The 12,416-nt window shown below is 70.7% G+C and carries 13 protein-coding genes; 10 read left to right on the top strand and 3 right to left on the bottom strand.

Translation table 11 applies throughout. The features are described from left to right. Positions 1-182 precede the first annotated feature (182 nt). Together PKE78_RS12525 and PKE78_RS12520 are read right to left on the bottom strand one after the other, a co-directional pair. Complete coding sequence (locus PKE78_RS12525; protein WP_271201240.1) at positions 183-1,274, bottom strand: transglutaminase-like domain-containing protein; 1,092 nt, start codon at positions 1,272-1,274, stop codon at positions 183-185. A gap of 32 nt (positions 1,275-1,306) precedes the next feature. Then, positions 1,307-1,837, bottom strand: coding sequence for a TlpA family protein disulfide reductase (locus PKE78_RS12520; RefSeq protein WP_271201239.1), 531 nt, complete (start codon positions 1,835-1,837; stop codon positions 1,307-1,309). A 198-nt stretch (positions 1,838-2,035) separates the two neighbouring features. Here PKE78_RS12520 and PKE78_RS12515 point away from each other — a divergent pair, with 198 nt between their 5' ends. The 8 genes from PKE78_RS12515 to PKE78_RS12480 all read left to right on the top strand — a co-directional run bounded on the left by PKE78_RS12515 (position 2,036) and on the right by PKE78_RS12480 (position 9,702). Continuing rightward, a complete protein-coding gene (locus PKE78_RS12515; protein ID WP_271201238.1) occupies positions 2,036-3,256 on the top strand; it encodes a threonine ammonia-lyase in 1,221 nt (406 codons plus the stop codon). Positions 3,257-3,385: 129 nt separating this feature from the next. Next, positions 3,386-3,856, top strand: a complete 471-nt coding sequence (gene aroQ / locus PKE78_RS12510) for a type II 3-dehydroquinate dehydratase (protein ID WP_271201237.1) — start codon at positions 3,386-3,388, stop codon at positions 3,854-3,856. A 29-nt stretch (positions 3,857-3,885) separates the two neighbouring features. Continuing rightward, entirely contained in the window at positions 3,886-4,338 is a 453-nt protein-coding gene (accB, locus tag PKE78_RS12505; RefSeq protein WP_271201236.1) for an acetyl-CoA carboxylase biotin carboxyl carrier protein, read from the top strand. A 7-nt stretch (positions 4,339-4,345) separates the two neighbouring features. Beyond that, positions 4,346-5,707, top strand: coding sequence for an acetyl-CoA carboxylase biotin carboxylase subunit (accC, locus tag PKE78_RS12500; protein WP_271201235.1), 1,362 nt, complete (start codon positions 4,346-4,348; stop codon positions 5,705-5,707). Positions 5,708-5,814: 107 nt separating this feature from the next. Further along, positions 5,815-6,501: a leucyl/phenylalanyl-tRNA--protein transferase gene (gene aat, locus PKE78_RS12495; RefSeq protein ID WP_271201984.1), complete on the top strand. Its 687-nt coding sequence runs from the start codon at positions 5,815-5,817 to the stop codon at positions 6,499-6,501. A gap of 80 nt (positions 6,502-6,581) precedes the next feature. Next, positions 6,582-7,454 (top strand): hypothetical protein, encoded by an 873-nt coding sequence (locus PKE78_RS12490; protein WP_271201234.1) that lies wholly within the window; start codon positions 6,582-6,584, stop codon positions 7,452-7,454. Between the two features lie 72 nt (positions 7,455-7,526). Beyond that, complete coding sequence (locus PKE78_RS12485) at positions 7,527-8,741, top strand: glycosyltransferase family 87 protein (protein ID WP_271201233.1); 1,215 nt, start codon at positions 7,527-7,529, stop codon at positions 8,739-8,741. Further along, on the top strand, positions 8,728-9,702 hold the full coding sequence (locus PKE78_RS12480) for a glycosyltransferase family 2 protein (RefSeq protein WP_271201232.1): 975 nt from the start codon (positions 8,728-8,730) through the stop codon (positions 9,700-9,702). Before PKE78_RS12485 ends, PKE78_RS12480 begins: the two co-directional genes overlap by 14 nt. Before the next feature lie 4 nt (positions 9,703-9,706). Here the strand turns inward: PKE78_RS12480 and PKE78_RS12475 are convergent, their stop codons facing one another. Continuing rightward, on the bottom strand, positions 9,707-10,474 hold the full coding sequence (locus tag PKE78_RS12475; protein WP_271201231.1) for a sulfotransferase family protein: 768 nt from the start codon (positions 10,472-10,474) through the stop codon (positions 9,707-9,709). Positions 10,475-10,593: 119 nt separating this feature from the next. Between PKE78_RS12475 and map the strand changes: the two genes are divergently transcribed. Both map and radC read left to right on the top strand, forming a co-directional pair. After that, positions 10,594-11,421 (top strand): type I methionyl aminopeptidase, encoded by an 828-nt coding sequence (map, locus tag PKE78_RS12470; RefSeq protein ID WP_271201230.1) that lies wholly within the window; start codon positions 10,594-10,596, stop codon positions 11,419-11,421. 76 nt (positions 11,422-11,497) lie between these two features. Next, positions 11,498-12,295 carry a RadC family protein gene (gene radC, locus PKE78_RS12465; protein WP_271201229.1) on the top strand — a complete coding sequence of 266 codons (798 nt, stop codon included), beginning with the start codon at positions 11,498-11,500 and terminating at the stop codon, positions 12,293-12,295. Positions 12,296-12,416 lie beyond the last annotated feature (121 nt).

Here is a 12,416-nt window from a genome sequence, read left to right as displayed (position 1 = left end):
ACCGAAAAATTTTCCGTTCACCGCCGCCCCCTTCCAGAGACTGCGACACTGATTGCGCGGCGCACCCGCCGCAATTCGTAGTTTTACGAAACGCAGTTCCTTACAGCGGCAGGCCTAGGCGCGATCATGATCGCATTCGCCGTCACCCCCGCAGAGCCGGGAATGACGGCGAAGGACATGGATCAAGCTACGATCTCGCGCGTGGTGATGGCGTATCTGAAGCTGTCGGCGTCCAGGCAATCGAGCCGGCCGGCGACGGTCTCGGCCTGCGGATACATCAGGAAGCCGAGCTTCGGGCCCGCCGATCCCGGCAGCGCCACGTCGTGGGCGTCGTTGAAGGCGAGCCAGTTGCCCTCCCACGCCCCGAACAGCGTCTTCCGCGCGGCCGCGACCTTGGGATCGTCGAGCGGCAGATTGGCCGGCGGCTCCTCGAGCGCGACCTTGCGGACGTCGGCCGGGTCGACCGGCGTCCAGCCCGGACCGTCGAGCCACACCTCGGCGCGGCAGTGCTGGGCCTTCGTGATGGTCTCGGAATTCGCTCCGAGGCTCTTATAGCCGAAGCGCGAAGGCGCGACGCGGATGCCGTAGACGTCGCGCGCCGGCAGCCCGGCCGCGCGGGCGAGGCCCACGAACAGCGCGTTGAGATCGGCGCACTTGCCGCCGAGATTTCCGCTTTCGAGCATGGTCGCGACGTCGCCGAGCCCGCAGCCGCGCACCTTGGCGTCGCGGAAGGTGTTCGCCACCACCCACTGGTAGATCGCCTCGGCCTTGGCGCGGTCCGTCGAGGCGTCGCCGACCGCCTTCTTCGCCGTCTCGGCGACGATGCCGTCGGTCGGGATCAGTTCGGTCGGCGCCAGATAGAGCGCCCGGTCCGCGGCCGAAAGCGTCGCCCCGCTCGCCGAGAGGTCGACGGCGCGGTCCCGCGTCGAGAAGCGGCTCACGACCTCCAGCGTCGGGGCCGCGGCGCCTTCGCGCCACTCGGCGACGACCATGCCGATCGGCCCTTCGATCAGGTCCGCCTTGGCGGCGTCGCCGCTGAAGGTCGAAGGCTCCGGTCGCGTCCAGTCGTCCGCGGCGAAGCTCGGCGTCGGGACCCAGACGCGCGCCACGCCCTTCGACGACGGCAGCGTGATCCTGGTGCGGATCTCGAAGGTGCGCCAGTCGCCCGGCTTCGGCGCGAAGGCGGCAGGCGTCGCCCTCGCCAGCGACGGACAGGCGAGCGCGGCGACCGCGGTCGCCGCGGCCCCCTTCAGGGCGGTTCTGCGATCGATCATGACAGTCTCTTCCCTCTGTTCTTATCCTTAGATCAATTTCTTATGCGCTGATGTTCGACCAGATTCTCGATCGCGGGCGCGCTCCAGTCGACCGGGCCGGCGGCGCGCATTGCGGACCCGCCGCCCGACGCGATCAGCACCGTGCTCGGCAGCGCGCGCACGCCGAACGCCCGCGCGATGGCCCGGTCCTCGTCGAGCGTCACCGGAAACCCGAGACCGAGCGGCGCGACGAAGGCCGCGACGCGCGAGGCGGGCTCCGCCACGTCGACCCCGACCACGCGGACCGTCTCCCCGCGCGCGGCGGCGAACCGCGCCAGCTCCGGCAGCTCCTCCTCGCAGGGCGCGCACCATGTGGCGAAGAAGTGCACTAGAACCGGCCGGTCCGCGGCGGGGCCGAGCGTGACCGTCTCGCCGTCGAGCGCGCGCGCGGAGCTTGCGGTGGGAACGGCTTCGAGCGGCTCGAACGCCGCGTATTCAGGCGTCGCTCCTGCCGCGCCGCTCAAGACCGGCAGTGCGATCGCCGCAGCGAGCGCGGAGCGTCGAAAGTGTCGGATCGCCGTCACGCGGCAGACCTCCTGTTCCGTTCCCGCGACGATGGGCCCCGTCCCGCCGTCAGGTCAAGCCATGCAGCTGGACGCAATCGATCGTGACTGCTCCGCGGCGCGCAGAACGGGGATGCGGCGCGCGGGCGGGTCGCCTATGGTCCCGCGCTTCGCGGCGCGTGCTGGCGCCGCCTTGTCGGCTGATGGGACGAGACGGACATGACGGTGACGCTCGCCGATGTGACGGCCGCGCGCGCGGCGCTCGAAGGCGCGGTGACGCCGTCGCCAATGCTGGCGGCCCCCAAGCTCTCGGCGCTCACCGGCGCGCACGTGCTGGTGAAATACGAGAACCTGCACGTCACCAACGCGTTCAAGGAGCGCGGCGCGGTGGTGAAGCTGTCGCGCCTGCCGGCGGAGGCGCGGGCGCGCGGCGTCATCGCCATGTCGGCGGGCAACCACGCCCAGGCCGTCGCCTACCACGCCACCCGGCTCGGCATTCCCTCCACCATCGTGATGCCGGAGACGACTCCGCACGTGAAGGTGGCCGCGACCCGAGGCTTCGGCGCCGAAGTGGTGCTGGACGGCGAGACGGTGGCCGAAAGCCAGATCCGGGCGAGCGCGATCGCGCTGGAGCGCGGCCTCACCTTCGTGCACCCCTATGACGATCCGGACATCATCGCCGGCCAGGGCACCATCGCGCTCGAGATGCTGGAGCAGGCGCCCGACCTCGACGCGATCGTGGTCCCGATCGGCGGCGGCGGCCTGATCTCCGGCGTCGCGGTCGCCGCCAAGGCGCTCAAGCCGTCAATCGAGATCGTCGGCGTCGAGGCCGCGCTCTACCCCTCGATGTGGAACGCTCTCCGGGGCGCGGAGCTGCCGGTCGGCGGCCCGACGCTCGCCGAAGGCATCGCGGTGAAGAACGTCGGCGCCCTCACCCGGCCGATCGTCGAAAGCCTCGTCGACGACATCGTGCTGGTGAGCGAGACCGAGCTCGAACGCGCGGTCAACGCCTACCTCATGCACCAGAAGACCCTCGCCGAGGGCGCGGGCGCGGCGGGCCTCGCAGCGCTGTTCGCGCGGCCGGACAAGTTCGCGGGCCGGCGCGTCGGCCTCGTGCTGTGCGGCGGCAACATCGACCCGCGCATCCTCGCCTCGATCATGACCCGGGAGCTGGAGCGCGAGCAGAAGATAATGGCCTTCCGCATGACGATCGCCGACCGGCCGGGCATGCTCGGGATCATCGCGGGCAAGCTCGGCGAGCTCGGCGCCAACATCATCGAGGTCCACCACCAGCGGCAGTTCCTCGACGTGCCCGCCAAGGGCGCGACCCTCGACGTCACGGTCGAGACCCGCGACCAGGCCCATGCCGAAGCCATCCTCGCGGCCTTCAACGAGAGCGGCATGCCCTGCCGGCGGCTCGACGGCGGCGCGGCCGGCTGAACGAGGGTCGACCTTGGTCGGGCGGAATCGCTTGGGTTCCGCGCCGGCCTTGCCTATAAGGGCCGCACGCTGCGTCCCTCCCCCCGCCGGAGGGGCGCGTTCCGACGCTGCCCGCGCAACGGCCAAGCCTTGACCCCCGTCGTCTTCGTCCTCAACGGCCCGAACCTCAATCTGCTCGGCCTGCGGGAACCGGCGATCTATGGCTCGGCGACGCTCGCCGACCTGGAGCAGATCGCGCGCCGGGCGGGCGAACGCCTCGGCCTCGCCGTCGACTTCCGGCAGTCGAACCACGAGGGCGACCTCGTCGACTGGATTCAGGAGGCGCGGACCAAGGCGCTCGGGCTGGTGATCAACGCCGGCGCCCTCACCCACACCTCCGTCGCGATCCACGACGCCGTGCGCGCCGTCGGGCTGCCGACGATCGAGGTGCACCTTTCGAACGTTCACGCGCGCGAAAGCTTTCGTCACCACTCGTACCTTTCGCCCGTCGCCGCCGGCGTGATCGTCGGCCTCGGCGCGGACGGCTACGACTTCGCGCTTCAGGCGCTCGCCCGCCGACTTCTGCCGCGCGACCCTTCATCCGAACCGATCACGGCGTGAGCCTTCGCGCCTTCGGAGATCGAGACCCTATGAGCAAGCCCCCGACCCGCGCCTCCATCGACCAGGACATGATCCGCGAGCTCGCAAAGCTGCTGTCGGAGAACGACCTCAGCGAGATCGAGATCGAGAACGACGATCTGCGCGTCCGCGTCGCGCGCCATCTCGCGCCGACCCACGCCACCGTCGTCGCCCCGCCGCCCGCGGCGGCCCCGGTCGCGGCGGAGGTCGTCGCCGACCCCGCCAAGCATCCCGGCGTCGTGCTGTCGCCGATGGTCGGCACCGCCTATCTCGCGCCGGAGCCTGGCGCTCGAGCCTATGTCGAGGTCGGCTCGACCGTGCGGCAGGGCCAGACGCTGCTGATCGTCGAGGCGATGAAGACCATGAACGCGATCCCGGCGCCGAAGTCCGGCACGGTGCGCGAGATTCTGGTCGCCGACGGCCAGCCGGTCGAATTCGGCGAGCCGCTGCTGATCGTGGACTGACCCGGCGATGTCGACAATCGACAAGGTTCTGATCGCCAACCGCGGCGAGATCGCGCTGCGCATCCTGCGGGCGTGCAAGGAGCTCGGCATCGCGACGGTGGCGGTGCACTCCACCGCCGACGCCGACGCCATGCATGTGCGCCTCGCCGACGAGAGCGTGTGCATCGGGCCGCCCGCCGCCCGCGACAGCTACCTGAACATCCCGTCCCTGCTCGCCGCCGCCGAGATCACCGGCGCGGACGCGGTGCATCCCGGCTACGGCTTCCTGTCGGAGAACGCCCGCTTCGCCGAGATCCTCGAGGAGCACGGGCTGACCTTCATCGGGCCGAAGCCCGAGCACATCCGCATCATGGGCGACAAGATCGCCGCCAAGCAGACCGCGAAGCGCCTCGGAATCCCCGTCGTGCCCGGCTCCGACGGCGGGATCACCGACGACGACGAGGCCAAGCGGGTCGCGCTCGAGATCGGCTATCCCGTGCTGGTCAAGGCCGCCTCGGGCGGCGGCGGCCGCGGCATGAAGGTCGCGATGACCGAGGACGACATCGTCGAGGCGCTGCAGACCGCGCGCTCCGAGGCGAAGGCCGCGTTCGGCGACGACGCCGTCTATCTCGAGAAATACCTCATCCACCCGCGCCACATCGAGGTGCAGGTGCTGGGCGACGGCGAAGGCGCCGCGATCCATCTCGGCGAGCGCGACTGCTCGCTGCAGCGCCGGCATCAGAAGGTGTGGGAGGAAGCGCCCTCGCCCGCGCTCAACGCCGACGAGCGCGAGCGGATCGGCGAGACCGTCGCCAGCGCCATGCGCGAGCTGAAGTACCGCGGCGTCGGCACGATCGAGTTCCTGTACGAGAACGGCGAGTTTTACTTCATCGAGATGAACACCCGCATCCAGGTGGAGCATCCGGTGACCGAGATGATCACCGGCATCGACTTGATCAACGAGCAGATCCGCATCGCGAGCGGCGCGCGGCTCGCGATCGCGCAGGAGGACGTGGTGTTCCGCGGGCACGCGATCGAGTGCCGGGTGAACGCCGAGAACGCCGAAACCTTCCGCCCCTCGCCCGGCCGGATCGCCTACTACCACGTGCCCGGCGGGCTCGGCGTGCGCGTCGATTCAGCGGCCTATCAGGGCTATTCGATCCCGCCCAACTACGACAGCATGATCGGCAAGCTGATCGTCCACGGCCGCAACCGCACCGAATGCCTGATGCGGCTCCGGCGCGCGCTGGACGAGTTCGTGGTCGATGGCGTCGACACCACCCTGCCGCTGTTCCGCCGGCTGGTGCGCAACCCGTCCATCCAGGACGGCGACTACGACATCCACTGGCTTGAGACGATGCTGGCGGAGGCCGCGGCCGGCGAGGTCTGAGACGATGCGACGCTCGCTCGTCCTTGTCGCGGTCGAGGCCGGGACAAGGGAAAGCGGTTGCACCGTCCTGCTTCCCGCCGGCGCGCATGCGCATTAGCATCGCACCTATGACGCGGATCAACGACGTCCTGGTCGAGCTCACCCCCGAGGTCCTGCTGAAGGCCTACGCCTGCGGCATCTTCCCGATGGCGGAGAGCGCGGACGATCCCGGCCTGTTCTGGATCGAGCCCGAGGTGCGCGGCGTCATTCCGCTCGATGGCTTCGTGGTTCCGGAGCGCCTGGCCCGCACGGTGCGCGCGGACGTCTTCGAGGTCCGGATCGACACCGCCTTCGACGCGGTGCTCGACGGCTGCGCGGCGCCCGCGCCCGGCCGGATGAAGACCTGGATCAACGACCGCATCCGCAGCCTCTACGGCGGCCTGCACGAGATCGGCCACTGCCACAGCGTCGAGGTCTGGCGCGACGACCGGCTGGTCGGCGGGCTCTACGGCGTCCGTCTCGGCTCGGCGTTCTTCGGCGAAAGCATGTTCCATACGGAGCGAGACGCCTCGAAGGTGGCGCTCGTGCATCTCGTGGCGCGGCTGCGCCGGGGCGACTTCCGGCTGCTCGACACCCAGTTCGTGACCGACCATCTGCGGCGCTTCGGAGCGGTCGAGACGCCCAGGCGCGACTACCACCGCCTGCTGGACGACGCGCTCGTCCCGGAGGCGGACTTTTTCGCCTGGCCGAAGGACCGGAGGGTGTCGGGGGCGGAAGCGCTCGCCGCCCTGTCGGAGCCATCGGCGGCCGGATGATAACGTTTCGGTAACCATCCCGGGCCGACAGTCGGAGGCGTCGCGCATTGTTTCGCGCCTGCGCCGTTCCCGAGCCGCCCATGACCGCCGAACCGAGCCCTCTGGTTTCGCCCCGCCCCGGACGGACCGTCGCGGTCTGGTCGACGCAGCGGCCTCGCCCGACCATCGACCTGACGCCCGAGCGCGACCTCTTCTACCGCCTGAAGCGCTATGCGCCCTACGCCGCCGTGCTGACGCTCGCGCTCGTCGTCGGCGCCGGCGCCGCGACCTTCGCGACGGCCCCGTCCATGACCGACGGCGTCGACGAGGTCAGCGCGCTCGACGCCCGCGACATGGGCTTCGCCCGCAGCCTCGACGCTTCGGGCGCCGCCGCGCGCCAGGCGGCCGTCGGCCGCGACGTCACGACCATGAAGGCCGAGATCGCCCGCCTCCAGCGCGCGCTCGAGCGCTCCCGCGCGAGCCAGGCGGCGCTTGCGAAGACCGCCGCCGGCGACGCCGACGTGAAGGCGCTGAAGACCGAGATCGCCGGGCTGCAGAAGACGCTGGACGAGACGCGCGCGGCCTCCGCCGCGAAGATCGAGGCGCTCGCGACCAGGGTCGAGCAGCCAAAGGAGGACGCCGGCAAGCTCGCCGAGCTTCAGGCCCGTCTCGACCGCATCGAAAAGGCCGCGGACAAGCCCGCTCCCGCGCTTGCGGCGGCGAAGCCCGCTCCGGCCGATCCCGAGACCACCGGCAGCATCGCCGCGACGCCCGACGCCGGCGGGCGGGTCGTGCGCAACTGGACCGTGCGCGAGGTCTATGACGGCGTCGCTCTGCTCGACGGCCGCGACGGCGTGATCGAGGTGATGCGCGGCGCCCGCGCGCCCGGCCTCGGCCGCATCCGCTCGATCGAGCGCCGCGACCGTCAGTGGGTCGTCGTGACCGACCGCGGCGTCGTGCTCCAACGGCCGTGAAGGCTTAATCCGCCTTTAAACGCGCCCGTGCCAGCGTCCCGCTCCTGGTATCTTCCAAGGAGCGCGGGGCCGATGTCGCCGTCCGACCGCCTGCCCGCCGCCATCGCCGAACGGATCGTCCCGGTGTCGCTGATGCTGGTCGCCGGCTATGCGATCGCGCTCGCGGCGATGTGGGCGACGTCCTACGACGGCGTGGACGCCATGGCGCGCCCGCTCGGCACCGACTTCGCCAATGTCTGGGCCGCGGGCCGACTGACGCTGGAAGGCGCGCCCGAGGCGGCCTACGACCTCGTCCGGCACTACGGCGTGCAGCAGGCCCGTTTCGGCGCGGAGGCCCCATTCTACGGCTGGCACTACCCGCCGATGTTCCTCGGCCTCGCGGCGGCGCTCGCCACGCTGCCCTATCTCGGCGCCCTCGTGGTCTGGCAGGCTGCGACCCTGCCGCTCTATCTCGGCGCGGTCGTCGCGATCGTCGGCCGGAACCGGCGCGAGGTCCTGCTCGCGGCGCTCGCCTTCCCGGCGGTGTTCGTCAACCTCACCCACGGCCACAACGGCTTCCTGACGGCGGGCCTGTTCGGGATCGGGCTGCTGCTGCTCGACCGCCGGCCGGTCCTCGCCGGCGCGGTCCTCGGCCTGCTCTGCTACAAGCCGCAGTTCGGGCTGCTCCTCCCGTTCGTGCTGGTCGCGACCGGCCGCTGGCGCGCGGTCGCGGGCGCCGCGGGCTCCGTCGTCGGGCTCTGCGCGCTCTCGCTCGCGGCCTTCGGGCCCGAGACCTGGGACGCGTTCCGGGCCAGCGCCGCGTTCACGCGCGGCGTGGTTCTGGAGGAGGGCAACACGGGCTGGGCCAAGATCGTCAGCGCCTTCTCCGCCGCGCGCGCGCTCGGCGGCTCGGTCGCGACCGGCTACGCGGTCCAGGCGGTCGTGACGCTCGGCGCCATCGCCGCCTGCGTCCGGCTGTGGCGCGGCGACGCCGCCTTCGAGCGGAAGGCCGCAGCCCTGCTCGCCGGTTCGCTGCTGGTGACGCCCTACGCGCTCGACTACGACATGATGCTGCTCGGCCCGGCGATCGCCTTCCTCGTGCGCGACGCGCTGCTGCGCGGCTGGGCCCCGAGAGCGGCGGCGCTGCTGCTATTCGCCTACGCCGCGCCGGCCTTCGCGCGCGCCGCCGCGGCGGCCACCCTTGTCCCCTTCGGCTTTCTGGCCACTCTCGCCGTGTTCACGCTAGCCTGCGCGGGCGGTCTCCGCCTCGCCGCGTCCCAACGGAAGCTCTCCTATGTCCAACATTGAGCGCCTGCGCGACACCTCCTTCGGCGTCGCCCGCGACAGCGCCCCCGCGCCGCTGAAGGTCGCGGTGCTGCTGCCCTGCTACAACGAGGAGGCGGCGATCGGCGACGTGGTGCGCGGCTTCCGCGCGGCGCTGCCGGCGGCCGACATCTACGTCTACGACAACAACTCCAAGGACCGCACCGTCGAGCGGGCGAGCGAGGCCGGGGCGATCGTTCGGCGCGAGCGCCGGCAGGGCAAGGGCAACGTCGTGCGCCGGATGCTCGCCGACGTCGAGGCCGACATCTACCTGATGGCGGACGGCGACCTCACCTACGACCCGCTCGCGGCGCCGCTGCTGATCGACCGCCTCGTGACCGGCCAGCTCGACATGGTGGTCGCGACCCGCGAGGGCGAAGGCCTGCTGTCGCGGCGCGGGCACCAGGCCGGCAACCGCATGTTCAACACGATGGTCGGCCGCTTGTTCGGCGACGGCTTCACCGACATCCTGTCCGGCTACCGCGTGGTGTCGCGGCGGTTCGCGAAGTCGTTCCCGGCGGCCTCCGGCGGGTTCGAGATCGAGACCGAGCTCGCGATCCATGCGCTCGACCTCAGGCTCGCGGTCGAGGAGATCCCGGTGCGCTACGGGCGGCGGCCGGCCGACTCGGAAAGCAAGCTCTCCACCTACCGCGACGGCTTCCGCATCCTCTGGACCATCGCGATGATGTACCGGGCGGTGAAGCCGTTCCGCTTCTTCAGCGCGATCGCGGCCGGCTTCGCGGCGATCGCCGTCGTGCTCGGCGCGCCGGTGGTGGCGACCTTCCTCGAAACCGGGCTGGTGCCTCGGCTGCCGACCGCCGTGCTCGCGGCCTCCGTCATGCAGCTCGCGACGCTGAGCCTCGTCTGCGGCGTGATCGTCGAGAGCGTCTCGGAAGCGCGCCGCGAAGCGAAGCGCCTGCGGTATCTGGAGCTCAGAAGCGCCTGAAGGCTCACGCGGGGCGGCAGGGCTCGGCGTCGGGGTAGAACAGCTCGAAATCTTGGGCGTAGCGCTCCCGCACCATGCGCACATGGGCGGGATCGGCGAAGTAGGCCTCCATGGGATGGCCGTCCGGGGCCCGGCGGTTCCGGGTCGGCAAGGGCCCGAGCGCCGGTACGCCGATCGCTTCCAGCCGGGCCTGAAGCGCGGCCCAATCGTCCTCGATCCGCTCGTAGCGCCCCACGAAGGACGGCACCAGGCGGCCGCGATGGACCAGGATCTCCGCCTGCGGCGCAAGGTGGTCGTCCATGTCGCCGTCCTTCATAACGGCGAGCCGTTCGAGGAACGCGCCGAACCCCATGCCCTTGCGGACGCCGTCGCGCCGCGCGATGTCCGGCAAGATCGGCCGGCCGATGACCTTGTTGTCGTAGTAGGACGCAACCCGCTCGAACGGATCGCGCACGAAGGCGAAGGCGAACACGCCATCGAGCCGAGCGGCGGAAGCCGTGCGGACCATGCGCGTGCGCCCGCAGGTCTCGTACGCCCAGACGCGATCGTGCGACGCCTTGCGCCGTAGCGCCTCGCCGTCCGGCAAAAGGCGCGTCAGCGCGTCCTTGATCGACGTGTTCGCGACCTTCGGCACCCGGCCATAGGCGATGGGATAGTCGCGAAAAACGATGAAGTGACGCCGTCCGAGCGCCGGCGCGACGACGGCGTCGACGGCCGCGTCGAACGCGCGGCGCAGGGGAGCGACCTTCGGCATTTGGTCGAAGGATACCACGCGGGGAGCCCCCGCGTCGCGGACTTCGAAGCCGCAGGGTAATGCGCTACAGTCTCGCCCTCTTGGCGCGGGCGGGCCGCGCCACTAGATTGCGGCGTCCTTTGAACCTCGAGAACCGAATGACCTTCGTCGAAGCCGAGAACGCGCCGCTCCGGAAGAACGGCGCGATCAAGATTCATGGGCCGGAGGCCTTCGAAGGCATGCGCCGCGCCGGCCGGCTCGTGGCGGAGGCGCTCGACCTGATGAACGAGCACGTCGCGCCGGGCGTCACGACCGAGGCGCTCGACCGGCTCGCGCTCGAGTTCGGGATGGACCATGGCGCGCTGCCGGCCTGCCTGTTCTACCGCGGCTACACCAAGACCGTCTGCACCTCGCTCAACCACGTCGTCTGCCACGGCATCCCGAACGACAAGCCGCTGCGCGAGGGCGACATCCTCAACATCGACGTCACCTTCGTGCTCGACGGCTGGCACGGGGATTCGAGCCGGATGTACGCGGTCGGGGCGATCCCGCGGCGCGCGGAGCGCCTGATCGAGGTGACGCACGAATCGCTGATGCGCGGCCTCGCCGTGATCCGGCCGGGCGCGACGACCGGCGACATCGGGGCGGCGATCCAGACCTTCGCCGAGGGCGAACGCATGTCGGTGGTGCGCGACTTCTGCGGCCACGGCATCGGGCGCCTGTTCCACGACGAGCCGAACATCCTGCATTACGGCCGCCCCGGCGAAGGCGCGCCGCTGAAGCCCGGCATGTTCTTCACGGTCGAGCCGATGATCAATCTCGGCCGGCCGCACGTGAAGGTGCTCGCCGACGGCTGGACGGCCGTCACGCGCGACAGGTCCCTGTCGGCGCAGTTCGAGCACATGGTCGGCGTGACCGAAGACGGCTGCGAGATCTTCACGCTCTCGCCGAAGGGCCTCCACGCGCCGGTGTTCGCGACCGCCTGACCGCCCTCCTCCGCATCGCGTCTTGCGATTCGTCGCTTCCGCCTGCCACCATGGCCTCGGCCAAGGAGGACGACGCATGGCGCAGGGCGATGGTTCGGACGGTTCCGACGGGCCGTTCCTGCCCGGCCTGAGCGACGCGCCGCCCCGCGCGTCGGCCCGGGCCGGCGGATCAGCGTCGAAATCGGCGCCTCAGAATGCGGCGCCGCCGCACTACGCCGGGCACCGCGAACGGCTCCGCTCCCGCTTTCTGGACGGCGGGCCGGAAAGCCTGCCGGACTACGAGCTGCTGGAGCTGGTGCTGTTCCGCACGATCCCCCGCGCGGACGTCAAGCCGCTCGCCAAGGCGCTGATCGCGACCTTCGGCTCGTTCGCGGAGGCGCTCGCCGCGCCGGTCGAACGGCTGGTCGAGATCAAGGGCGTCAAGGAGGCGACGGCGACCGACTTCAAGGTCGTGGAGGCCGCCGCGCGCCGCTTCGCGAAGGGCGCGATCGGCAAGCGGCCGGTGCTGTCCTCGTGGTCGTCCGTGCTCGACTACTGCCGCACGGCGATGGCCTTCGACGACCGCGAGCGCTTCCGCATCCTGTTCCTCGACAAGAAGAACGCGCTGATCGCCGACGAGGTGCAGCAGACCGGAACCGTGGACCACACGCCGGTGTACCCGCGCGAGGTCGTCCGGCGCGCGCTGGAGTTGCGCGCCACCGCGCTGATTCTCGTGCACAATCACCCCTCCGGCGACCCGACGCCGAGCCGGGCCGACATTGAAATGACGCGCACCATCGTCGACATCGCCAAGCCGCTCGGAATCGCCGTTCACGATCATGTCGTCGTCGGCCGCGACGGACACGCCAGTTTCCGGGCGCTGAAGCTCTTCTGATTACAAAATAATCGCGACGGTTGCCGTAAAAATGCTCAGACGCCCCCTTTTCCCGACGGCGTTCGGGATTAGCATCACTCGGGATAACAACCGAAGGGCCACCGTTTGAGCACCGCCTTAT

It is taken from the genome of Methylopila turkensis (assembly GCF_027922325.1).
Classification (GTDB): domain Bacteria; phylum Pseudomonadota; class Alphaproteobacteria; order Rhizobiales; family Methylopilaceae; genus Methylopila; species Methylopila turkensis.
Note: the sequence above shows the minus strand (reverse complement) of the source record. Positions and strands in the feature narration are given on the sequence as shown.

Coding starts and splice junctions, on each gene's coding strand:
- PKE78_RS12525 (WP_271201240.1), bottom strand. CDS start 1,274: ATGATCGATCGCAGAACCGCCCTGAAGGGGGCCGCGGCGACCGCGGTC.
- PKE78_RS12515 (WP_271201238.1), top strand. CDS start 2,036: ATGACGGTGACGCTCGCCGATGTGACGGCCGCGCGCGCGGCGCTCGAA.
- accB (WP_271201236.1), top strand. CDS start 3,886: ATGAGCAAGCCCCCGACCCGCGCCTCCATCGACCAGGACATGATCCGC.
- accC (WP_271201235.1), top strand. CDS start 4,346: ATGTCGACAATCGACAAGGTTCTGATCGCCAACCGCGGCGAGATCGCG.
- aat (WP_271201984.1), top strand. CDS start 5,815: ATGACGCGGATCAACGACGTCCTGGTCGAGCTCACCCCCGAGGTCCTG.
- PKE78_RS12490 (WP_271201234.1), top strand. CDS start 6,582: ATGACCGCCGAACCGAGCCCTCTGGTTTCGCCCCGCCCCGGACGGACC.
- PKE78_RS12485 (WP_271201233.1), top strand. CDS start 7,527: ATGTCGCCGTCCGACCGCCTGCCCGCCGCCATCGCCGAACGGATCGTC.
- PKE78_RS12480 (WP_271201232.1), top strand. CDS start 8,728: ATGTCCAACATTGAGCGCCTGCGCGACACCTCCTTCGGCGTCGCCCGC.
- map (WP_271201230.1), top strand. CDS start 10,594: ATGACCTTCGTCGAAGCCGAGAACGCGCCGCTCCGGAAGAACGGCGCG.
- radC (WP_271201229.1), top strand. CDS start 11,498: ATGGCGCAGGGCGATGGTTCGGACGGTTCCGACGGGCCGTTCCTGCCC.